Raw genomic sequence first — 22334 nt, forward strand, 5'->3', positions numbered from 1 at the left:
GACGGGTGCGCCGGTCTCACATCCCGCGCGTCCCGAACCGGTCGCGCGCGGCGTCGTCGCCCGAGCCCGCCGCGGCCGCCGCGAGCTCGCGGCGCACCTCCTCACGGAGCTTGCCGTGGTTCCGGGGTTCCGGCGCCGCGCCGAGGAGCAGCTTGGTGTAGTCGTGCTGCGGGTCGAGGATCACCTGGTCCGACGGCCCGCGCTCGACGACGTTCCCCCGGAACATCACGAGGATCTCGTCGCTGAAGTGCCGTGCGGTCGCGAGGTCGTGCGTGATGTAGAGGACCCCCAGGTTCTCCTCACGCTGCAGCCGCGCGAGCAGGTTGAGCACCCCGAGCCGGATCGACACGTCGAGCATCGACACCGGCTCGTCCGCCACGAGGAACCGTGCACCCGGCGCGAGGGCCCGGGCGATCGCGACGCGCTGGCGCTGCCCGCCCGACATCTCGTGCGGCTGCTTGGCCGCGAACACCGGCGCCGGGGTGAGGTTCACGCGCTCCAGGAGCTCGTGGACCCGCGCGTCGATCGCCTGACGCCCGCGGGCGACCTTGTGCAGGCGCAGCGGCCGCTCGAGGTGGTGGGCCACCGTGTGGAACGGGTTGAGCGAGGCGAACGGGTCCTGGAACACCATCTGCACGTCGTGCCGGTAGGCGTCGAGCCCGCGTCCGCGGGTCGCGGACGGCGTGCCGTCCAGCAGGATCTCGCCCGACGTCGGCGTCTCGAGCTGGGCGATCATGCGCGCCACCGTCGACTTGCCCGAGCCGGACTCGCCGACGACCGCGATCGTCTTGCCGGGCTCCAGCGTGAACGACACGTCGTTCACCGCGCGCAGGCGCGTGCGGCGCAGCCCCTTGCGGATCGAGAAGTCCTTGACCAGGTTGCGGACCTCGAGGGTGCTCATGCGTGCGGTCCTTCCTGGTTCTCGCCGGTGCCCTCGCCCGTGCGGACGAACGAGCCACGGTCGCCCGTGAGGCTCGGGAACGAGCCCAGCAGGCGCCGCGTGTAGGGGTGCTGGGCGTCCTCGTAGATCGACTCCGCCGTGTCGATCTCGACGATCTCGCCGCGCAGCATCACCGCGATGCGGTCGCTGATCTCCAGCAGGAGCGGGAGGTCGTGCGTGATGAAGACGACGGCGAACCCGAGCTGCTCGCGCAGCCGCATGATCTCCCGCAGGATCCCGCGCTGGACGACGACGTCGAGCGCCGTCGTCGGTTCGTCCATGATCATGACCTGCGGGTTGAGCGCAAGCGCCATGGCGATCATGACGCGCTGCCGCATGCCGCCCGAGAGCTCGTGCGCGTAGCTGTCGAGACGCAGCGGGTCGACGCCCACGAGCTCGAGGAGCTCGGCGGAACGGGTCGCCCGCTCCTTGCGCGCCATCTCCGGCCGGTGGGTCTTGAGCACGTCCCCGAGCTGGTCGCGCACGCTGATGACGGGGTTGAGCGAGTTCATCGCGCCCTGGAACACCATCGAGACCTTGTCCCAGCGGAACGCGCGCAACGCGTCCCCCGAGAGCGCGACGACGTCGACGTCGTCGCCGCCCTGGTCGTGGAACGTCACCGTCCCGGACGTGAGGAGGGCCGGGGGCTTGAGGAGGCGGTTGAGCCCGTAGGCGAGCGTGGTCTTGCCGCAGCCCGACTCCCCGGCGAGACCGAGGATCTCGCCACGGTGCAGCGTGAGCGACACGTCCTTCACGGCATGGACGACCGGCTCGACCTCGTAGTCGATCGAGACGTTCCGCGCGGTGAGCACCGGCTCCTTGCCGACGAGGTAGGCGGTGTGGCGCTCGCTGGTGAGCGGCTCGGCGGCCGTGGTCGTGGCGGTCATGCGCCCACCGTCTCCTTCGCGTCGTCGGTGTCGGTGTCCGTGCCGTCAGGGTCGCTGTCGGTGCCGCCGGCGGTGTCCGGTCCGGTGCCGGCGGGGTCCGCGTCCACGGCGAGGCCGGCCTTGCGGGCCTTGCGCACGCTCTTCACGGCCGCCGGCCCCAGGCGCAGGCGGGGGTTGATGATCTCGTCGAGGCTGAAGTTGATGAGCGCGAGCCCGCAGCCGAAGAGGGCGATGAGCAGGCCGGGCGGGACGAACCACCACCACATGCCGAGGCTCAGCGCGTTGTTGGCGCTCGCCTGGTTGAGGATCGTGCCCCACGTGATCGAGCCGGAGGGTCCCAGCCCGAGGAACGAGAGCCCCGCCTCCGCGAGGATCGCGAGCAGCACCGCGCCGAGGAACTGGGCCGTGAGGAGCGGCAGGAGGTTGGGGAAGATCTCCACGAGGATGATCCGCGGCGTCTTCTCCCCCGCGACGCGTGCCGCGGACACGTAGTCGCGGGCACGCAGCGACTTCGCCTGCATCCGGAGCACGATCGCCGCTCCCGGCCACGCCGTCAGCCCGAGGATCACCGCGACGATGAGGAGCGAGCGCGTCTGCAGGTACGCCGAGATGACGATGATCAGCGGCAGGCCCGGGATGACGAGCATGATGTTCGTGACGAGCGAGAGGGCCTCGTCGGTGAACCGCCCGCGGTACCCCGCGACGATGCCGAACACGATCGACAGCACGAGCGCGATCGCGCCGGCGACGAGGCCGACCATGAGCGAGCCCTGCCCGCCGTACGCCACCTGGGCGAAGATGTCGTTGCCGATGTGGTTGGTGCCGAGCAGGTGCTCGGCGCTCGGCGGCAGGAACCGCGCGTTCGCCGTCGAGCGCGGGTCCTGCGTGAAGAGCGGCGCGACGAACGTGAACAGCAGGATGCCGGCCACGAGGACGATCCCCGCGGTGAGCTTGCCGGACCGGCGCGGGAGCATCGCGCGCAGGCCACGGCGGGCGGGCGCGGCAGGGGCGTCCTGGTCGAGCGCCGCGGGGACGTCCCGCACGTCCGGGACGATCCCCTCGGTCGTCGTCGCCGGCGCGAGGCCGTCGGCGACGACCGTGGCCACGGGTGCCGCGTCCGCGGCGGGGGTCACGATCTCCGTGTCGCGGGTGTTGTCAGACATTGGCGCGCGCCCTCGGGTCGATGAATCCGTAGATGATGTCCATGAGGAAGTTCGCGGCGAGCACGGCGAGCGTGATGACGAGGAACGTGCCCTGCATGAGCGCGAAGTCGCTCGCCTGGACCGCGTTGAACAGGAGCTTGCCCAGGCCCGGGTAGCTGAAGACCTGCTCCATGACGACCGACCCGGCCACGACGAACCCGAGCGCGACGCCGAACCCGGCGAACGACGGGAGCGCGGCGTTGCGGGTCGCGTAGGTGATCGCCACGCGCATGCGGCGCAGGCCCTTGGCCTCGGCCGTCGTGACGTAGTCCTCGGACAGCGTGGACACCATCATGTTGCGCATCCCGAGCAGCCAGCCCCCCACCGACGAGAGCACGATCGTCAGCGCGGGCAGGAACCCGTGGTAGATCACGCTGCCGACGAACGCCCACGACCACTCCGGTCCGTTGTCGAAGCCGAAGATGTCGTAGCTGCCGATCCGCGGGAACCATCCGGTCGAGACCGAGAAGACCGAGACGAGGATGAGGGCGAGCCAGAAGTAGGGCACCGCCTGGAGCAGGGTCGACGCGGGGATGATGCTGTCCACCCACGTGCCGCGCTTCCAGCCGGCCCACGCCCCCAGCCCGACACCCAGGACGAACGAGATGATCGTCGCGAGTCCCACGAGCCCGACCGTCCAGGGGAGGGCCTGGCCGATCAGCTCGGTGACGGGCTGGGGGTAGTACGTGATGGAGATCCCGAGATCTCCCTGGAACAGGCGCCCCCAGTAGTCCACGTACTGGTCCCACAGGGAGGCGTCGCCGTCCGCGCCGAAGAGGAGGTCGATGCTGTTCTGCATCTGGGGCGTCAGCTCGCCGCCCTTGCGCAGGAACTTGTCGATGAAGATCTGCTTGGGGTCACCAGGCATGAGCTTCGGGATGAGGAAGTTCAGCGAGACCGCTGCCCAGAGGGTGATCACGTAGAACGTGATCCGTCGTGCGTAGTACCTCATGATGCGTGTCCCTCGTTCCCCGTTCCTCCTCCTCGGCGCGGCCGCATCAGCTCGCCGGCTCGAGCTTCGAGAGCACGACGCCCAGCGAGACCGTGCTCCACGACGGCGGGAAGGCGTAGAGGTCGTCCTCGGTCGGCCAGCCCGTGAAGTCCTTCGTGTCCATGAACGTCTGCGAGGCGTTCACGACCACCGGGATGTAGGGCAGGTCACGGACGATCTCCTCCTGGATGATCGCGTACTGCTCCTGCTTCGCGGCCTCGTCGTTCGTCGAGGCGGCCGCCTCGACCGCGGCGTCGACCGTGGGGTTGGTGTAGCGCACGTAGTTGAAGAGGCCGGACTCCATGACCTCGCCGACCGGACGCGTGTAGTCCGTCGTCATCCACTGGCGGTAGATGCTGAACGGGTCGTCCAGCGACGGGCCCGTGATGCCCCCGACCATGAGCTGGTAGGTGCCCGCGACGCGCGCGTCCGACATCTCCTGCTGCGTGATCTTGTTGTGGACGATCGAGATGCCGGCGGCCTTCGCCTGCTCGACGAGCAGGTCGCCGACCGCGTTGTAGTCGTTCCAGCCGTCGACCGTGATGAGGGTCATCTCGACCTTCTGGCCGTCCTTCTCGTAGATGCCGTCCGCGCCCTTGGTGTAGCCGGCGTCCTCGAGGACCTTCGACGCGGCCGCGGCGTCGGCCGTCTGCGGGCTCTCCGCCTCGACGTCGGGCGAGATCCAGCGGTCGTCGCGGCCGAGCAGCGCGAACGTCGGGGACGCGGTCGCGGCGAGGCCGGCGAACGCCTTCTCGTTGATCTCGGTGCGGTCCATGGCGAGGTTGATCGCCTGGCGCACCGCGACGTCGGTCTGCGGGCCGGTGCAGCCGAGGTCGACCGACACGCAGGTGTAGATCGTCGTCGGGTCCTGCGGCGTGTTGATCATGCTCAGGCGCCCGTCCGCGGTGATGCGGTCGGGGTCGGCCACGAACATGGCCGTCCAGTCGACCTTGCCCGTCGTCATGAGGTCCTCGGCGCTCTGGTTCTGGTCGATGCCGAGGTAGCGGACCTTCTTGACCTTGGGCGCGCCGGCCCAGTAGTCCTCGTTCGCGACGACCGTGTAGGCCGCCTCGGTGACCGCGTCGGCCTTGTACGGACCGGTGCCGACCGGGTTCTCGTTGGCGAACGTCACGAGGTCGTCGACCTCGGACCAGATGTGCTCCGGCACGACGAGCGACGTACCGAGAAGCTGGACCTCGGACGTGAACTGCGGGGAGTCGAACGTCCACTTCACGGTGTACGGGTCGACGGCCTCGACCGAGACGACGAAGTCGCGCTTGGCGGCCTCGTTGGTGTGCGAGAACACGACGTCGTCGGCGTCGAAGTCCTCGCCGTCGGTCCACTTGACGCCCTCGCGGAGCTTCACCGTGAGCTCGGTGCCGTCCTCGGACCACTCGAAGGACTCGCCGAGACGGGGCTCGGGGTCGCTGGCCTGCGCCTTGTTGTAGTAGAAGAGCGGCTCGTAGATCGCGCCGTTGGCCGCGTGCAGCGGGTTCGGCGAGTACGGGTTGAAGTTCGCGACGATCGGCGTCTGCGTACCGGCCCACACGTTGAGCGTGCGCCCACCGTCGGCGGTCTCGTCGCCGTCGCCGTTCCCGGAGCCGGAGCAGCCCGTCGCCATCAGGGTCACGCCGGTCACGAGCGCAACCGCCGTGAGCAGACGCTTGCGCGCCGTGCTTCGAATCATCATCGGTCCTTTCGCGTGGACGACGCGTCGTCGCGTCGTTCGTCGTGGCGCCCGGAGGCGTGTGGCAGGAACACTAACTAATCGATCCCGCGCCGCTCCCTAATACGACAGGAAAGTTACCTAACTGAGACATGAGCCATCGACGCGCACCTGAGACGACGACGGCCGACCCCCGCGTGGGCAGGGGCCGGCCGTCGAGACGCCGTACCGTGGACGGCTCGCGCGCGCCGGAGCGCGGGGCGAGCCGGGCCGTCAGCGCGTGGCGTCGAGCGCCGCGCGCGCGGCCGCGGCGACCTCCGGGTCCGTGACCTCGTAGCCGGCGTCCCCGCCGCCCCCGGGCCCGGCGTCGTCCGCGACGACCCGCTTCGCGGAGAGGTGCACGGCGTCCACGCCGGCGGCCACGAGCGCGCCGACGTCCTGGGGCCGCACGCCCCCACCCGCCATGACCTCGACGCGGCCGCCCAGGGGTCCGCGGGCGTGCACGGACATGTTGCGCAGGCGATCGACGCCGTCGATGCTGCGGGAGGCGCCGCCCGACGTGAGCACGCGCCGCACGCCGACGCCCGCGAGCGCGTCGAGCGCTGCGAGCGGGTCGGCCACGACGTCGACCGCGCGGTGGAACGTCACCTCGCGGCCGTCGGCGGCCTCGACGAGGGCGCGCACGGCGGCGACGTCCACGACGCCGTCCGGGGTCAGGGCGCCCACCACGACGCCCGCTGCACCCGCCGCGACCGCGGCCCGGACGTCGCGGACCTGCACGTCGAGGTCGGCTGCCGAGAGGACGAACCCTCCCGGGCGCGGACGCACGAGGACGTGCACCTCCACGGGTGCACGTCCTGCGGCGTCGGCGGCCGCCACGACGGCCGCCTCGACGAGACCGGCGCTCGGCGTGAGCCCGCCGGTCGCGCCCAGTCCGACGCACAGCTCGACCCGCCGAGCGCCCACGGACGCGGCCACCCGCACGCCCTCGGGATCCTGCACCGCGAGCTCGAGCACGACGTCACGGCTCGCGCGCACGGCGGGGCCCTCGGGGTCGGTGGTCGTCACTGCGTTCTCCCGTCGTCCGGTCCGACGGCCGTCGCGTCGCGCGGCGTGCGCGACGGCGGCCGTCGGCCAGGGTAGACGACGGTCAGATGACGCCGAGCGCGAGGATCGCGTCGGCGACCTTGGTGAAGCCCGCGATGTTGGCGCCGAGCACGTAGTTGCCGGGCGCGCCGTACTCGTCGGCCGTCTCGACGCACCGGTCGTGGATCCCCGCCATGATCTGCGCGAGCCGCTCCTCCGTGTACTCGAACGACCACGCGTCGCGCGACGCGTTCTGCTGCATCTCGAGCGCCGAGGTCGCGACGCCGCCCGCGTTCGCGGCCTTGCCGGGCGCGAACAGCACGCCCGCCTCCTGGAGGAGCGCGACGGCGGAGGGCGTCGTCGGCATGTTGGCGCCCTCGGCGACCGCGACGACGCCGTTCGCGACGAGCTGCTTGGCCGCACCCTCGTCGAGCTCGTTCTGCGTCGCGCACGGCAGCGCGACGTCGCACGGCACGTCCCAGATGGACCCGTCGGTGACGACGCGCGCCCCGGGTCGACGAGCCGCGTAGTCGGCGACGCGGCCGCGCTCGACCTCCTTGATCTGGCGCAGCAGGTCGAGGTCGACACCCGCCTCGTCGACGACGTAGCCGGAGGAGTCGGAGAAGGCGACGACGTTCGCGCCGAGCTGCTGCGCCTTGGCGGTCGCGTAGATCGCGACGTTGCCCGAGCCCGAGACCACGACGCGCCGGCCGTCGAGGTCCTGCCCGCGCGTCTCCAGCATGCTCTGCGCGAAGAGCACGGTGCCGTAGCCCGTCGCCTCGGTGCGCACGAGCGAACCGCCCCAGGAGATGCCCTTGCCCGTGAGGACGCCGGACTCGTAGCGGTTGGTGATGCGCTTGTACTGCCCGAACAGGTACCCGATCTCACGACCGCCCACGCCGATGTCGCCGGCCGGGACGTCGGTGTTCTCGCCGATGTGCCGGTAGAGCTCGGTCATGAACGACTGGCAGAACCGCATGACCTCGCCGTCGGAGCGGCCGCGGGGGTCGAAGTCCGACCCGCCCTTGCCGCCGCCGATCGGCATGCCCGTGAGCGAGTTCTTGAAGATCTGCTCGAAGCCGAGGAACTTCACGATCCCGAGGTAGACCGACGGGTGGAACCGCAGGCCGCCCTTGTACGGGCCGAGCGCGGAGTTGAACTCGACGCGGAAGCCGCGGTTGATCTGCACGCGGCCCGTGTCGTCCACCCACGGGACCCGGAAGATGATCTGGCGCTCGGGCTCGCAGACACGCTCGAGGACGGCCGCCTCGACGTAGCGCGGGTGCTTGCGCAGCACGGGGCCGAGCGAGTCGAAGACCTCGCGCACGGCCTGGTGGAACTCGGCCTCGCCGGGGTTGCGACGCAGGACCTCGTCGTAGACGGACTGCAGTCGGCTGTCCATGGGCTCTCCTCGTCTGGGCGGACGGAAACTCCTGCTGACGGTACGCCTGTGCCAGAAGTTCCCGTACCGCCGTCTCACTCCCTGCGCATCTCGTCGGGCCTCGCACGGGCCTCGCACCGGTCGCCCCCGGGCTCCGGCACGCCTCCCCGGGCACGTCGTGGGCCCGTCGTGGGCACGGCCGCAGGCACCCCCGGACGACACAACCGTCCACCCACTGAGAAATCCGACTACTTCGGTGCGGTTTTCGCGGAGCCGTTGTTATACCCGTCCCCAGGTCACGAGCACCAGCGCCAAGCCCCGGCTCGCTGGTCGGCAACCCCCTGTCACGGCGGGGTGCTCCGGGAGATGACCAGGCCGCGCGCGACCGGCCCCGCACCCGCGGGACGGCCGCGCGGCAAGCGTGATCGACGACTACTGCGAGGTACACATGACCCACCGCTCCCCCTCCTCGACGGTCCTCGCCGTCTCCGGCAACCCGCGCCCCGGCTCACGGACGCTGGACGCGGCCGAGACCGTGGCGCACCGTGTCGCGAGCCTCCTCGGCACGACCGACGTCGCGACGATCGACCTCGCGGCCTTCGCCGCCGAGATCCTCGGTCCCGAGCGCCCCGCGGCGGACGCCGCGCGCGACCGGCTGGCCACGGCGACCGTCGCCGTCGTGGCGACGCCGGTCTACAAGGCGTCGTACACCGGGCTCCTCAAGGCGTTCCTCGACCTCTACGGCCCGGACGGGCTCGCGGGCGTCGTCGTCGTGCCGCTCGTCGTGTCGGGCAACCCCGCCCACGCGCTCGTCGGCGAGGTGCACCTGCGGCCCGTGCTCGTCGAGCTCGGCGCCGTCGTCCCGACCCGCTCCCTCACGGTCACCGAGCCACAGCTCGCGGACCTGGGCCCGGTCGTGGACGCGTGGCTCGCCCGCGAGGGCGACACCCTCCGTCGCGCCGCGACGCCCCTCCCCGCGGACGGCCCGGCGCCCGCCGACCACGCCGTCGCCGACGCGTTCGCGGGGGTGGCCCGATGACCGCCGAGCTCACCCACCTGGAGGCCCTCCTGGCGGAGCAGGACGAGCCGCAGCTCTCCCCCGACGAGTACAAGGCCGTGTTCCGCGGCCACCCCGCGGGCGTCGCCGTGATCGCGCTCGAGCACGACGGCCGCCTCGTCGGGTTCACCGCGACGTCGGTCATCTCCGTCTCGGCCGCACCGCCGCTGCTCGCGTTCTCGCTCGCGTCGACGTCGTCGTCGTGGCCCGCCGTGTCGGCGGCACGGACGCTCGCGGTGAGCTTCCTCGCCGACCACCAGGACGACGTCTCGGCGCGCTTCGCCACGAGCGGCATCGACCGGTTCGCCGACGGCGGCTGGTCGCGCCTCGGCACCGGGGAACCCGTCATCGACGGGGCCCTCTCGTGGGTCCGGGGCCGCGTGGTACAGCGCACGCCGGTGGGCGACTCCTACCTCGTCTCGCTGCGAGCGCTCGCGTCGAGCGTCGGCACGGGTGCGGGCCCCCGGCGCGACGAGGTGGCCGGCACCCCGTCGCCGCTCGTCTACCACGACCGCACGTACCACCGGATCGGGGACCACTCGGCGCTCTGAGAGCGAACCCAGCAGCCCCTCGCCCGTCCCGTGCCGCCCCTCACGGGTGGACCGGTCACCAGCTCCAGCCGCGCGCGCTCAGCTCGAGCTCCTCGCGGAACCGCTCGTCGTCGCCCGTGCGGAAGCCGGCCCGCAGCGGAGCGTCCTCGACCGAGAGACCCGTGAGCCGGCACGCCTCCCGGAGCAAGGCGTCGTAGGCGCCCTGGACCGCGAGGTAGTGGTGGGCACGGGCGTAGACGTCCGGGTCCGCCTCGATGCGCCGCATCTCCGCCGCGAGCTCGCTCAGCCGCACCTGGAGCGCGAGCGTGGCGAGCGGGTCGGGGGGCGTCGGGCGGCGGCGCAGCAGGTGCGGTCGGCCGGTCGTCCGGTGGCTCGGGGGTCGGCCGGCGCGGCGCAGCACCCACCGCACGGCGGCGACCGTGCACGCCGCCGCGCACCAGACCATCAGCAGCCACGACATCGGAGCCGACCTCTGCGCGAGAGACCACAAGACACCTCCAGTCTAGGTCCGCACGCCGCCGCGAGCCATGGGTCGCGCGCACCATCCCCTGGACGACCGCGCCGCCGTACGATGCCGACGACGGCGCGCGACGACGCGGGTCAGGGCGACGAGGGGGCGACCGATGGCGACAGCACGACGGCTGCGGAGGACCGCGTTCCGCGGCCAGCTCTGGGCAGCGCTCGTGCTCCCGCTGTGCTTCGTGGCCGGGGCCGTCGCTGCGGGCGGCGGACTGCTCCTGGCAGGGTTCGTGGTCGCGGCGATCCCGGTCGCCGGCCTGCTCGCGCTCGCTCCCCTGCTAGGGACGTGGGTCGGGCGCATGCGATCCGCCGACGACGTCCCGCTCCCCTACGCCGTCGTGACCGTCGCGCTGTGGATCGTGGCGATCCCCGTCGGGTTCCTCCTGACGTACACCCAGCCGATACCGGTGGCCGTCCCGGTCCCGCGCGGCTATCACGCCGCTGAGGTCGCGAGCGCCGTCGTCGTGCCCGCGGTCCTCGTGCTCTGGGTCGCGCAGCTGACCCTGGCGCTCACCGGCGTGCGAGCACGCCGCAGGGCCGCGGCGCCGACTCCTGCGGAGGCGTGACCCGCGGCCCTGGGCCCTGACGTCGCCCTCAGACCCTCGTCGCCGCACGGTACGCGACGGACAACCGCCCGACGGCGGCGCGCAGCTCGGCGTCGGTGCGGTCCCCGTAGGCCAGGCGCAGGCGCCGGGCCGAGTCGGTCCCCGGGCCCGTCGCGAAGAACTCGCCCTGCTGGTAGTCGACCCCTTCAGCCGTCGCGTGCCGGTGCAGCTCGTGCGTGTCCACGGAGTCGTCGACCAGGCGTGGCCACAGGAAGAACCCTCCCTCCGGCGCGGTGATCTCGAACGCGCCGGGGAGCTGGTCCTCGAGCTCGTCGACGAGCACTCGGGCCCGGTGCTCGTAGAGCGCGTTCGCCCGGGCGAGAGTGTCGTCGAACCAGCCGGCGCGGGAGAGGAGGAGGTGCTCGACGAGCGTCTGGACGAACGTCGACGAGTGGGAGTCCTGCCTGTTGCGCAACCGGACGACCGGCGTGACGAGCGACTCCGGGAGGACGAGCCACCCGAGCCGCAGGCCCGGGCCCAGCGTCTTGGTGAACGTGTTGACGTGCACCACGTGCTCCGAGTCGAAGAAGGTGCGGCGGCCCTGGTCCACCCCGGCGAAGCGCAGCTCGCGGTAGGGGTCGTCCGCGATGACCACGAAGCCGTACCGCTCCGCGAGCGCCACGAGGGCAGCTCGCTTGTCCGCGGAGAGGGTGCCCTGGGTCGGGTTGTGGAAGTCGGGAACCGTGTACACGGCCGCGACGCGTTCACCGTCGGCGAGACGCCGCGCGAGATGCGCGACGTCGAGCCCGTCCGCCTCGACCGGGACGGGGAGCGTCCGGGCGTCCACGAGCTCGAGCACCCGGAGGAAGATCGGGAAGACGGGGTTGTCGACGGCAACCGTCGCGCCCCGCTCGACCAGCGCCTGCACGGTGAGCGACAGGCCGTGCAGCCCGCCGCTCGTGATGACGACCCGCGACGCGTCGACGCCCTCGCGCTCCGCGGTCCATTCCCGGAGCCCGGCGAGACCCTGGGTCCCGGAGTACTGCAGCGAGGCGACGCCGCCGCCCGCGTCCCACACCTCGCCGAGCGCGTCGCGCAGCTCGTCGACCGGCAGCGCGCCGGGATCGGGGATTCCTCCCAGGAGACGGATCGAGTCCGGCCGCGGCGAGAGCAGGCTCTGGTCCCCGAAGCCCCGGGGTGCCGTCAGCGCGGCGGCGAGCGTGGACAGGGTGAGCGGCTCGGCCGGACCGGTCCCGGCCGCGCGACCGCGCACGAGCTCGGTGGCGGTCATCGCAGCCCCTCCGCCTCGACGAGGGTGAAGGCGTTCTCGAAGTGCGCCCGCGCGAGCTCCGGGCGAAGGGTCCACCGCTCGACCACCTCCGGTGGGAGCACGCCCTTGTCAGGCACCCCCACGAGGGCGAGGTTCGCCGCGGCCGCGCGCTCCGCGGCGAGGAGGTAGAACGCCGCCTCGCCGACGGAGCGACCGAGCGTGACGAAGCCGTGCCCGCGCTGCAGGATCACGCGGGCACCTGCCCGCGCGTGCTCGACGGCCGACGGCGAGGTGGCCCCGTCCCAGATCGACGTCGTCAGGCCCTGGAGGCCCGCGACGAGCGCCGCGTCGGTGGTCACCGGCTCGAGCGGCCGTCCGAGAGACGACCACGCGAAACCGCTCGGCGTGTGCAGGTGGACGACGACCGCGGCGTCGTCGATCTCGCGGTGCAGCCGGAGGTTCCCCGCGAAGCCGTTGATGGCGGCCGAGACCCGGGGGTCCACGACCTGCCCGTCGTCGTCCACGAGGACGAGGTCGCGAGGCGTGACCGACGAGATGGAGAGACCGAACGGGTTGACCCAGTAGTGGCCCGGCACCTCGGGCGCGCGTGCGGACACGTGTCCGTTGAAGCCGAACTCGTAGCCGGCACGCCCGAAGGTGCGCAGGGCCGCAGCCAGCTCCCAGCGCACGTCACGCGCCGGCGGCTCGGGGACGTCCGGCAGGGGGTCGAGGGTTCCCGTCGTGCGTGCCGAGGGCTCCGCGCCGACCTGCGGTGAGGTGCTCGTGGTGATGCTCATGCCGTCTCCTCGTCGATGGGCGCGAGACCGAGGTTCTCGCGCAGCGTCTCGTGCTCGTACTCGGTGTGGAAGAGTCCGCGGCGCTGCAGCTCCGGGACGAGGCCCTCCGTCACGGCGTCCAGACCGCCGGGATACTCGAGGAAGAAGGGCAGGATGTTGAAGCCGTCCGCCGCACCGCTCTCGTAGCGCTCCTGGAGCGCGTCCGCGACACGCTCGACCGATCCCACCGGGAACCAGTGCCCCGCGGCGCTCGCGTGATACAGCACCAGGTCGCGGAGCGTCGTGAGCTCCCCGGTGGCCAGCAGCCTCCGCAGGACGCCGTAGCGCGAGCGTCGGCCCTCGACGGCCTCTTCCTCGGGCAGCTCCGAGACCAGGACCGGCTGGTCCCACTCGTACCCCGAGAGATCGATGCCGCCGAACTGCTTCGACAAGGACCCACGGGCCCGCACGAGGTCGAGGTGCTCGTGCGACTCCTCCCAGATGCGTCGCGCCTCCGCGTCGGAGGACCCGATGACGGGGGCGACGCCCGGGAGGATCTTGATGCTCCCGGGGTGCCGCCCCGCGTCGGCGGCGCGCTTGCGCACGTCGTCGTACAGCTCCTGCGACTCCGCGAGGTCGACGAGCCCGGTCGTGAAGATCAGGTCTGCGTGCCGCGCGCCGAAGGCCTTGCCGGCCTCGGACGAGCCCGCCTGCGCGAGGATCGGACGCCCCTGCGGCGTGCGCGGCACGTTGAGGGGACCACGGACCGAGAAGTGCTCGGACGTCCAGTCGATCTGCCGGACCTTCGCGGGGTCGACGAAGAGGTTGCGCTCGAGGTCTCGCACGATCGCGCCCGGCTCCCAGGAGGACCACAGCTCCTCGACGACCCGCGTGAACTCCTCGGCGATCGCGTAGCGCTCGTCGTGCGGCGGCAGCTCGATGCCGAAGTTCTCCCCGCCCCACGCGGACGTCACGATGTTCCACCCTGCGCGACCACGGGAGATGTGGTCGAGCGAGGCGATCTGCCGCGCCACGTTGTACGGCGCGGAGAACGACGTCGACACCGAGCCGACCAGCCCGATCCGCTCCGTCCGGGCGGCCAGCGCGCTGAGCAACGTCACGGGCTCGAGCCCGGGCTGCGGGTCGGCGACGTCGGTCGCGACGCCGTCCGCCAGGAAGATCGTGTGGAGCTTCGCCGCCTCGGCCTGCTGCGTGAGGTCGGAGTACAGGGCGAGGTCGACGACCTCGTCCGCTCTGCTCCACGGTTTGCGCCACGCGCGGGCTGCGCCGCCGAGCAGGAGCCCGAGCAGGAGCCCTCCGCCTCGGCTCTCCGTCGTCCGTCCGGTCGTCATGTGTCTCTCCTCGTGTCCGGGTTGGTCGTGCGAGTCTCAGGAGCGTCCGGCGACCGCCGGGGCCGCGAGGACCAGGCGTTCCGCCCGCAGGCGGGGGCGCACCTCGACGATGCCGTCGTGCTCGGTGAGGTCCACGTCGACGTCGTAGACGCGTCGGATGAGCTCGGGGTCGTAGACCTCGTGCGCGGTGCCGTGCCGCAGGATGCGCCCGTCGAGCAGGAAGGCGACCTCGTCGCAGAACCGCGCCGCGTGGTTCAGGTCGTGGATCGAGACCACGACCGCGATCCCGCGGGTGCGAGCCACCTGGTGCGCGAGGTGCAGGGTCTGCAGCTGGTAGCGCAGGTCGAGCGCCGACGTGGGCTCGTCGAGAAGCAGCACCTGCGGCTCCTGCGCGAGCGCTCGTGCGATGAGGACCCGCTGGGCCTGGCCGCCGGAGAGCTCCGTGACGCTCCGGTCGGCGAGCTCGGTCAGCCCGAGGCGCACGATCGCCTCCTCGACGCGCTCCCAGTCGGCTCGCCGCGGACGCGACCCGAAGTGCGGCGTCCGGCCGAGCAGGACCGCCTCGCGCACCGAGAGCGAGAACGAGAGCTCGATGGACTGGGGGACGTACGCGACGACGCGCGCGAGGTCCCGCCGCGACAGCGCCGCCAGATCGGCGCCGTCCCACGTGATCCGCCCGCCCGACGGCCGGACGATCCGGCTGACCGACTTGATGAGCGTCGACTTGCCCGAGCCGTTCGGGCCGAGCAGACCGAGGACGCTGCCCCGGGCGACCGACAGGTCCAGGCCGCTGAGCACCTGTCGTCGCCCGTAGCCGACGTCCAGGCCGGTGATCTGGAGGCTCATCCGAACGACCTCTTCCGCGCGAGGATCAGGTAGAGGAACACGGGAGCACCGACGAGAGCGTCGACGATGCCCACCGGCACGAGGGCCGGCGCGAGGACGATCCGGCCCACGGCGTCGGCCACGACGAGCAGGAGTCCCCCGACGAGCGCCGAGAACGGCAGGAGGAACCGGTGGTCCGCGCCGATCACGAGACGCGCGATGTGCGGCCCGACGAGACCGACGAAGCCGATGATGCCCGTGAAGCTGATCGTCACCGAGGTGATGAGCACGGCGACGAAGATCAGCTCGATCCGCACCCGGCTGACGGGGACACCGAGGCTCCGAGCGGCGTCGTCGCCGGCGAAGGCGATCGCGTTGACCGCGGAGCTGCGCCACTGCACGTACGGGACGGCGACGACCAGCAGGACCGCGAGCGTCACGACCTGGTACCAGACCGCCCCGTTCACCGTTCCCCAGGTCCAGCGCACGATCGCCGCCAGCGTCTCCTCGTTCGCGATGTACTGGAGCCCGGCGGTGAGCGCGGTGAAGAGCTGGGTGAGCGCGATGCCCAGGAGGATCAGGGTCGTGGGCTGCATCTTCTTCGTCGCCGCCAGACCCAGGACGATCGCCGCGCAGCCGAGCCCGGTCACGAGCGCACCGCCGACGAGCGCCGACGTCGTGGAGGCGCCCTGCCCCTGGACGAAGAGGAGCGCGAGCGCGGCGCCGAACGCGGCAGCAGGGGCGATGCCCAGCGTGAAAGGGCTGACGAGCGGGTTGCGCAGGAGACCCTGGAACAGGACGCCGGCGATCGCCAGCGCACCACCGCCGAGCAGGGCGAGGCCCGCACGGGGGACGCGCAGCTCCCACACGGTCGTGAACAGCCGCAGCTCCTGCGCGTCGGACGGCGCGACACCGGTCGCCTTCGCGACGAGGGCGTCGACGACGACCTGCGGGGTGATGCCGCCGGCACCGATCTGGAGGGTGAGGACCGTGACCACGAGGGTCACCGCCACCGCGCCTCCCAGCACGAGCAGCTTTCCCAGCCCGTGGCGACGACGTCCTCGGGCGAGGCCTCGCTCGATCTCCGCGATCTGCTCGATCTCCGCGTCGTCGAGTGCGGGCGCGCTCATCGGTGGTCACCCCACCGGTAGACGTACTCGTCCGCGGTGTGCTCGTAGGGCGTCTGCTGGAAGTCCTCCACCCAGCGACGGAAGAACTCCTCCGTGTCCACGTCCTCGAAGAGCTCGGGGTGCAGCCAGGTGGCGAGCCCCAGGGCGCCGATCTCCTTCGCGAGCGCGCTCGTCCAGAAGTTGTTCGCCACGAAGACGTCGCCGTTGCGCACCGCGGTCAGCTCGGACCAGCCGGGGCGGGCGACGAGCTCGTCGGCGAGAGTCGCGGCGGCGTCCTCGGGGAACGGCTCGTAGCCGGCGACGAGCCCGTCGATGCCGTGCCGCAGGACCAGGTCGGGATCCCGCTCGAGGACGTCGGCGGGGTCGACAGGAGTCGTGTGGACGGTGCCCCCGCGGTTGGGGTCGGAGGCGAAGTCGATGTCCCCGAAGACGTTGGTGCCTCCGGCGATCTCGATGATGTCGTGCCAGCCCGACCCGGGGACGCCCGTGACGTTCGCCTCGCCGTTCTCGAAGTAGACGCTCTTGCGCTGGTCGTCGGGGAGGTGAGCGGTCCGCTCGTCGAGGAGGTCGGCCACCTCGCGGTACAGCCCCGCGAACTCCGCGGCACGCTCCTCGGTGCCGAACACCGTGCCGAGCAGCTCGACGTTCTGCTCGAAGAGCCGCGGCTCCCACGCCGTCACGACGAGGACGGGGATGCCGAACGGCTCGAGCTTCTCGATCGCCTCCTCGTAAGGAGAGTTGCTGAGCGTGATGAAGAGCTCGGGCCCGGCGGCGATGATCTCGTCGTAGTTGAACTCGGCGGCTCGCGAGACGATGGTCTCGGTACCCGGCACGGACTCCCAGTAGGGAGCGTTGCCCGGGGTGTCCTCGACGCCCTCGGCGCTCACACCGACGACGCGGTCACCGGCCCCGACCCCGCGGACGAGCTCGATGTTGTACCAGTTGTAGCCGATGGCGACCGACTGGACCGGGACGGTGAGCTCCACCTCGCGCCCGAGCTCGTCCGTGACGGTGACGGTCTCCCGCTCTCCGCCCGACGCCGTGCTGTCAGGATCCGGTGGTTTCGCGTCCGCGGTCCCCGCGCACGCGGACAACGCGAGCGCGGCGAGCACGAGGCCCGCGGCAGCGAGAGATCGAAGCTTCGACGAAGCCATGGGGAGACGCTCCTTGTTTCTCGGTGCCCGGACGCGGGCGCTCTGAGGCGCACCGGGTCGCCGGGCGGAAGGTCGTACACGCTTGCCGTTCCGGCAGGACGTCTCCGTGCCGGTAGGCCAGGTCATCTCCCGGAGCACCCCGCCGTGACGAGGGGGTTGCTGACCAGCGAGCCGGGGCTTGGCGCTGGTGCTCTTGACCGTGCGAGATGTCTACCGAGGCCCGCCGACGGGTGGGAACGGTCCGCGCAGAAATCTCTCATCCCGAGACAATGTGTCTCAGGGATACGTCGCCGAGAGGGCGCGCGGCAGCGCCGCCCGTACGCGTCGTGCGGCGTGGGCGAGCGTCGGCCGCAGAGGCCTTCGGGCGAGCGCCCGTCAGAAGGGCACGGCGTGCGTGCGAGCCGTGCTCGCGCCGTGGCGGGCGGCGGGCGCCGTGAGCCCCCGCGCGTCGAGGAGCGGGCGGACGCCCTCCGCGAACCAGTACGCCTCCTCGAGGTGCGGGTAACCCGAGAGGACGAGCTCGTCGAACCCGGCCGCGCGGTACTCCTCGACCAGGTCGGCGACCTCTTCGTGGCTGCCGACGAGCGCCGTCCCGGCGCCGCCGCGCACGAGCCCCACGCCTGCCCACAGCCCGGGGTGGATCTCGAGGTCCCGCGCGCGCCGGGTGGCCGCGAGGTCACCGCCGCCGTGGAGCGCGACCATGCGCTGCTGCCCGACCGACCCGGACGAGCCCAGGAGCCGCTGGGCGCCCGCGATCTGCTCGGGCGTGAGGTCGTCGAGGAACCGCTGCGCGACGTCCCACGCGTCGGCCGACCGGTCGCGCGTGATGACGTGCAGGCGCACCCCGAAGCGGATCGTGCGTCCCTGCGCGACGGCGAGCTCGCGCACGCGCTCGATCTTCTCGCGCGCCTGCGCGGGCGGCTCGCCCCACGTGAGGTAGACGTCGGCCTGGGCCGCCGCGACGGGCAGCGCGGCCTCCGACGATCCGCCGAAGAAGATCTCGGGGCGCGGGTCCGGCGGCGCGGACGTCCGGGCGTCGGCGATCCGGTAGTGCGTGCCCTCGTACGAGAGCGGCGCCTCCTCCCACACGCCGCGCACGACCTCGAGGAACTCGCGCGTGCGGTCGTACCGCTCGTCGTGCTCGAGCCAGTCGCCGAACCTGCGCATCTCGTTCTCGTCGCCGCCCGTGACGACGTTGAGGAGCAGCCGTCCACCGGACAGGCGCTGGAAGGTCGCGGCCATCTGCGCCGCGAGCGTCGGCGAGACGAGGCCCGGGCGGAACGCGACGAGGAACTTCAGCCGCTCCGTGCTGCGGATCAGCGCGGACGTGACGAGCCACGCGTCCTCGCACCACGTCCCCGTCGGTGTGAGCACGCCCTCGTAGCCGAGGCGGTCGGCAGCGACCGCGACCTGCTCCAGGTAGTCGAGCGACGGCGCGCGGAACCCGGTCGCCCGGCCGGGCGTGTCCTTCGCGTGCGCGCCGTCGACGATCCCGCGTGCGTCGCCCGACGTCGGCAGGAACCAGTGCACGGCGAGCGGGCGGCGGGCGGCCGCCTCGTCGGGCGGGGACGCAGGTGTCGCGGGCTCGGCCGCTGCGTCGGCGCTCATCCCGCGAGCAGGTCCGGCTGCGGGTGGCGGACGCCCTGCACGGCCCCGCGCGGGATGGCCGCTCCGATCGCCGCGACGTCGTCCGGGGTGAGCTCGACCGAGGCGGCCGCGACGTTCTGCTCGAGGTACGCGAGGCGCTTGGTGCCGGGGATCGGGACGATGTCGTCACCTTGGGCGAGGAGCCACGCGAGCGCGAGCTGCGCCGTCGTGACGCCACGCTCGGCGGCGAGCTGCTCGAGCGAGCGGACCAGGCCGCGGTTGTGCTCGAACGCCTCGCCGGCGTAGCGCGCGTGGGAACGGCGCACGTCGTCCTCGGCGAAGCCGTCGGTCGCGTCCACGGTGCCCGTGAGGATGCCGCGGCCCAAGGGCGAGAAGGGCACGAACCCGATGCCGAGCTCGCGCAGCACGGGCAGCACCTCGTCCTCCGGGTCGCGCGTCCACAGCGAGTACTCGCTCTGCACGGCGGTGATCGGGTGCACCGTGTGCGCGCGGCTCACGGTGGCCGCCGAGGGCTCCGAGAGCCCGATCGTCCGGACCTTGCCCGCCTCGACGAGCTCCGCGAGCGCCCCGACGGTCTCCTCGATCGGGACCTGCGGGTCGATGCGGTGCAGGTAGTACAGGTCGAGCCGGTCGGTGCCGAGTCGGCGCAGGCTCGCGTCGACCGCCGAGCGCACGTACTCGGGGCGCCCGTCGACCCGGCGGCCGTCGGGGTGGCCGCCCGCGGGCGGGAGCCCGAACTTCGACGCGAGGACGATCTCGTCCCGGTGGGCGCCCAGCACGCGACCGATGAGCTCCTCGTTGCGCCCGTGGCCGTAGACGTCGGCGGTGTCGACGAGCGTGACGCCGAGCTCGAGCGCCCGGCGCAGCACGGCCTCCGCCTCGCCGACGTCCGCGGGTCCGTACGCGTCCGTGACGGACATGCCGCCGAACCCGAGGGCGGAGACGGTGAGCGCGGCGTCGCCCGTACCGAGCGTGCGTGCGGTCGGGCGTGCGGGGGCGGGAGCGGCGGGGTGACGGTCGTCGGTCATGCCGCCAGCGGACCACCGCGAGCGCCCCGCGGCAAGAGCGAGGGCCGGTCCTCTCACCTGGCGAGCGAACGTGACGGGTCTCGTCGCGGCGGGTGCCGCCGACGTGTCACCGCAGGTCAGGCACGCCTGTCCTTGCTGGCGGGGACGCGGAATGGTGCCTAGTCTGGAATCGTTCAAGAGAACGAGTCACGAGTCGGCACCGACGGAAGCCGGGTGACCGCCGCACGTTCCGGGAGACCCCCGAGAGAGCGAGGAGCACCATGTCCGCACCCACCATCCACCGCGCCACCGCACGCTTCGAGGCGTCGGAGGCGCTCCGCTCGCACCTCCAGCGCGTGCTCGTCGCGCTCGTCGACCTGCACGTCCAGGGCAAGCAGGCCCACTGGAACGTCACGGGCCGCGGGTTCCGCGACCTGCACCTCCAGCTCGACGACGTCGTGGACGTCGCGCGCGAGCACAGCGACACCGTCGCCGAGCGCATGCGCGCGCTCCAGGTCGTGCCCGACGGCCGCACCGAGACCGTCGCGACCACGACGGACCTCTCCCCGTACCCGGCCGGCCTCGTGTCCGTCGGCGACACGGTCGACGCGATCGTCGAGCGCATCGCCCAGACCGTCGAGGTCGTGCGCGAGGTGCACGACGCCGTCGACGCCGAGGACCCGACGACCGCCGACATCCTGCACGAGATCATCGCCGACCTGGAGAAGCAGGCCTGGTTCCTCTCGTCGGAGAACCGCGAGGCCTGATCCAGCCCGCCCCGCCGCGAGGGAGAGCCGCAGGTCGCGAGGTAGAACCCCTGGTGTTCTACCTCGCGACCTGCGGCTCTACCTCGCGGCGGGGCGGGCGAGCCGTTCGTCGAGCAGGGACGCCGCCCACGCGACGAGCGCCAGTGCCGCGACGGCGGCGCTCACGACGACGAGTCCGTCGCGATGGGCGTCGAGGACGCCCGGGACCGCGCCGTCGGTCCGGCCCACGAACGTGCCCGTCATCGCGGCGATGCAGACCGTCGCGGCGACGCGCTGCACGAGCTGGAGCGCCGCGCCGGCGACGCCGCGCTCCGTGCCGGGGGCACCCTCGAGCGTGAGCGTCTGGTTGGGCGAGATCGTCAGTCCCGCGACGACGCCCGTCAGCACCTGCGACAGGACGAGCACGGCGACCACCGTGGCCGTGGGCGCGACCGCCACCGCGAGGGCCGTGCCGGCGGCGACGAGCGCCTTCGCGCCGACGGCCACGGTCACGCCGCGGCGGCCGAACCGGCGGAACAGCCGCCACGAGAGGTTCGCCGCCACGACCGAGGCGATCGCGCCCGGCGTCGTAACCAGGCCTGCCTGGACCGGGCTGAGGCCCGCGCCGTCCTGGAGGAAGAGCATGAGGACGGCGGAGTACCCGAGCGCCGCCCCGAAGCTGAAGGCCGCGACGACGCAGCCGAGCACGTAGGTCGGGGAACGCAGGAGCGCCGGGGCGAGAACGGGCGTCCGACCGCGCCGTGCGTAGCGCGGTTCCCACACGACGAGCGCCCCGACGGCGGCCACGAGCACCCCGAGCGACAGCGGCAGCACGACGGCTCGCGGCCCCTCGGCGACGAACGGGACGAGCAGCCCGAGCGTCACGAGCGTGACGAGCACCAGCCCGACGGCGTCGAACCCGCCGCCGACGCGGCCACCGCGGGCGCGGCTCGCGGACAGGCCCTCGCCGGCCGGACGGCCTGCTGCCCGGCCCTCCCCGGCACCGCCGTCGCGACCGGGCGCGCCGCGCGGGGTCAGGCCACCCGCTCGCGTCGAGCCGCGACGCAGCACGCGCAGGGCGACGACGGCCACGGCGAGCCCCAGGGGCGCGGCGAGCCCGACGGCGGCGCGCCACCCCGCCGCCGGCCCGAGGAGGGACAGGATCCCGCCGCCGACGAGCGGGGACACGACCATGGCGAACGCGCCCGTCGAGGCGTACGCCCCGAGCGCACGCGCGCGGGCCGGCCCGGCGTAGTGGTCCTGGAGCAGGCCGATGACCTGCGGGTTCGCGGTCCCGGCGCCGACTCCTTGGAGCAGTCGCGCGGTGACGAGCACGTCGGCGTCGGAGGCCGTCGCGCCGACGAGGCTCCCCACGGCGAACAGCGCGAGCCCGATGGCGAGCGGGCCACCGCGCCCGAGCCGGTCGCCGAGGCGGCCCGCCGGGACGAGCGCGAGCCCGAAGGTCAGGGAGTACCCGGCGAGGATCCACTGGAGCTGCGCGGTCGTCGCCCCGAGCTCGCTGCGCAGCGCCGGTGCCGCGACGGTGAGGATCGCCGAGTCCAGCAGCGTGACGAACCCGGTCGCGAGGCAGACCCGCAGAACGGCCCGCGACGCCCGACCGTCCGTCGTCACCGCCACGGC

21 protein-coding genes and 2 riboswitches are annotated in these 22334 nt (G+C 72.6%); of the genes, 4 read left to right on the forward strand and 17 right to left on the reverse strand.

Features of this window, described 5'->3' with window-relative positions; all coding sequences use genetic code 11:
* Positions 1-16: 16 nt before the first annotated feature.
* From ABWU78_RS02260 to gdhA, 7 genes are all read right to left on the reverse strand, one after another.
* Entirely contained in the window at positions 17-901 is an 885-nt protein-coding gene (locus ABWU78_RS02260) for an ABC transporter ATP-binding protein (protein ID WP_253055221.1), read from the reverse strand.
* On the reverse strand, positions 898-1827 hold the full coding sequence (locus ABWU78_RS02265) for an ABC transporter ATP-binding protein (protein ID WP_439157437.1): 930 nt from the start codon (positions 1825-1827) through the stop codon (positions 898-900). Before ABWU78_RS02265 ends, ABWU78_RS02260 begins: the two co-directional genes overlap by 4 nt.
* Positions 1824-2990, reverse strand: coding sequence for an ABC transporter permease (locus ABWU78_RS02270; protein WP_439157438.1), 1167 nt, complete (start codon positions 2988-2990; stop codon positions 1824-1826). Before ABWU78_RS02270 ends, ABWU78_RS02265 begins: the two co-directional genes overlap by 4 nt.
* A complete protein-coding gene (locus tag ABWU78_RS02275; protein WP_047231353.1) occupies positions 2983-3981 on the reverse strand; it encodes an ABC transporter permease in 999 nt (332 codons plus the stop codon). The genes ABWU78_RS02270 and ABWU78_RS02275 overlap by 8 nt, the downstream gene beginning before the upstream one ends.
* Before the next feature lie 46 nt (positions 3982-4027).
* Positions 4028-5707 (reverse strand): ABC transporter substrate-binding protein, encoded by a 1680-nt coding sequence (locus ABWU78_RS02280; protein WP_353707500.1) that lies wholly within the window; start codon positions 5705-5707, stop codon positions 4028-4030.
* Between the two features lie 252 nt (positions 5708-5959).
* Complete coding sequence (locus ABWU78_RS02285) at positions 5960-6754, reverse strand: copper homeostasis protein CutC (protein WP_439157439.1); 795 nt, start codon at positions 6752-6754, stop codon at positions 5960-5962.
* An 82-nt stretch (positions 6755-6836) separates the two neighbouring features.
* Positions 6837-8174: an NADP-specific glutamate dehydrogenase gene (gdhA, locus tag ABWU78_RS02290; protein WP_353707498.1), complete on the reverse strand. Its 1338-nt coding sequence runs from the start codon at positions 8172-8174 to the stop codon at positions 6837-6839.
* A gap of 273 nt (positions 8175-8447) precedes the next feature.
* Positions 8448-8581: riboswitch (SAM riboswitch) on the forward strand.
* Between the two features lie 20 nt (positions 8582-8601).
* On the opposite strand from gdhA, the gene ABWU78_RS02295 reads away from it, so the two are divergent.
* Together ABWU78_RS02295 and ABWU78_RS02300 are read left to right on the forward strand one after the other, a co-directional pair.
* Complete coding sequence (locus ABWU78_RS02295; RefSeq protein WP_253055215.1) at positions 8602-9192, forward strand: NADPH-dependent FMN reductase; 591 nt, start codon at positions 8602-8604, stop codon at positions 9190-9192.
* Positions 9189-9761 carry a flavin reductase family protein gene (locus tag ABWU78_RS02300; protein WP_253055214.1) on the forward strand — a complete coding sequence of 191 codons (573 nt, stop codon included), beginning with the start codon at positions 9189-9191 and terminating at the stop codon, positions 9759-9761. The genes ABWU78_RS02295 and ABWU78_RS02300 overlap by 4 nt, the downstream gene beginning before the upstream one ends.
* 55 nt (positions 9762-9816) lie before the next feature.
* On the opposite strand, the gene ABWU78_RS02305 is transcribed toward ABWU78_RS02300, so the two are convergent.
* A complete protein-coding gene (locus ABWU78_RS02305) occupies positions 9817-10221 on the reverse strand; it encodes a hypothetical protein (protein WP_439157440.1) in 405 nt (134 codons plus the stop codon).
* Between the two features lie 163 nt (positions 10222-10384).
* Here ABWU78_RS02305 and ABWU78_RS02310 point away from each other — a divergent pair, with 163 nt between their 5' ends.
* The gene (locus tag ABWU78_RS02310; RefSeq protein ID WP_439157441.1) at positions 10385-10846 is read left to right on the forward strand and encodes a hypothetical protein; all 462 of its coding nucleotides are present in this window, start codon (positions 10385-10387) and stop codon (positions 10844-10846) included.
* 28 nt (positions 10847-10874) lie between these two features.
* On the opposite strand, the gene ABWU78_RS02315 is transcribed toward ABWU78_RS02310, so the two are convergent.
* From ABWU78_RS02315 to ABWU78_RS02350, 8 genes are all read right to left on the reverse strand, one after another.
* On the reverse strand, positions 10875-12116 hold the full coding sequence (locus ABWU78_RS02315) for a PLP-dependent aminotransferase family protein (protein ID WP_439157442.1): 1242 nt from the start codon (positions 12114-12116) through the stop codon (positions 10875-10877).
* The gene (locus ABWU78_RS02320) at positions 12113-12892 is read right to left on the reverse strand and encodes a class II aldolase/adducin family protein (protein ID WP_439157443.1); all 780 of its coding nucleotides are present in this window, start codon (positions 12890-12892) and stop codon (positions 12113-12115) included. The genes ABWU78_RS02315 and ABWU78_RS02320 overlap by 4 nt, the downstream gene beginning before the upstream one ends.
* The gene (locus ABWU78_RS02325; RefSeq protein ID WP_439157444.1) at positions 12889-14223 is read right to left on the reverse strand and encodes an NtaA/DmoA family FMN-dependent monooxygenase; all 1335 of its coding nucleotides are present in this window, start codon (positions 14221-14223) and stop codon (positions 12889-12891) included. The genes ABWU78_RS02320 and ABWU78_RS02325 overlap by 4 nt, the downstream gene beginning before the upstream one ends.
* 36 nt (positions 14224-14259) lie before the next feature.
* Positions 14260-15069, reverse strand: a complete 810-nt coding sequence (locus tag ABWU78_RS02330) for an ABC transporter ATP-binding protein (protein ID WP_439157445.1) — start codon at positions 15067-15069, stop codon at positions 14260-14262.
* The gene (locus ABWU78_RS02335) at positions 15066-16178 is read right to left on the reverse strand and encodes a FecCD family ABC transporter permease (protein WP_439157446.1); all 1113 of its coding nucleotides are present in this window, start codon (positions 16176-16178) and stop codon (positions 15066-15068) included. Before ABWU78_RS02335 ends, ABWU78_RS02330 begins: the two co-directional genes overlap by 4 nt.
* The gene (locus ABWU78_RS02340) at positions 16175-17332 is read right to left on the reverse strand and encodes an ABC transporter substrate-binding protein (protein WP_439157447.1); all 1158 of its coding nucleotides are present in this window, start codon (positions 17330-17332) and stop codon (positions 16175-16177) included. The genes ABWU78_RS02335 and ABWU78_RS02340 overlap by 4 nt, the downstream gene beginning before the upstream one ends.
* Positions 17333-17405: 73 nt before the next feature.
* Positions 17406-17531, reverse strand: a riboswitch (SAM riboswitch).
* A 176-nt stretch (positions 17532-17707) separates the two neighbouring features.
* Complete coding sequence (locus ABWU78_RS02345; protein WP_439157448.1) at positions 17708-18940, reverse strand: LLM class flavin-dependent oxidoreductase; 1233 nt, start codon at positions 18938-18940, stop codon at positions 17708-17710.
* Positions 18937-19968, reverse strand: coding sequence for an aldo/keto reductase (locus ABWU78_RS02350; protein WP_439157449.1), 1032 nt, complete (start codon positions 19966-19968; stop codon positions 18937-18939). The genes ABWU78_RS02345 and ABWU78_RS02350 overlap by 4 nt, the downstream gene beginning before the upstream one ends.
* A gap of 260 nt (positions 19969-20228) precedes the next feature.
* On the opposite strand from ABWU78_RS02350, the gene ABWU78_RS02355 reads away from it, so the two are divergent.
* Entirely contained in the window at positions 20229-20714 is a 486-nt protein-coding gene (locus tag ABWU78_RS02355) for a Dps family protein (protein ID WP_253055203.1), read from the forward strand.
* A 78-nt stretch (positions 20715-20792) separates the two neighbouring features.
* On the opposite strand, the gene ABWU78_RS02360 is transcribed toward ABWU78_RS02355, so the two are convergent.
* Positions 20793-22331, reverse strand: a complete 1539-nt coding sequence (locus ABWU78_RS02360) for an MFS transporter (RefSeq protein ID WP_439157450.1) — start codon at positions 22329-22331, stop codon at positions 20793-20795.
* Positions 22332-22334 lie beyond the last annotated feature (3 nt).

The sequence above is a fragment of the Cellulosimicrobium sp. CpK407 genome, from assembly GCF_051844275.1.
Taxonomy (GTDB): Bacteria; Actinomycetota; Actinomycetes; order Actinomycetales; family Cellulomonadaceae; genus Cellulosimicrobium; species Cellulosimicrobium cellulans_G.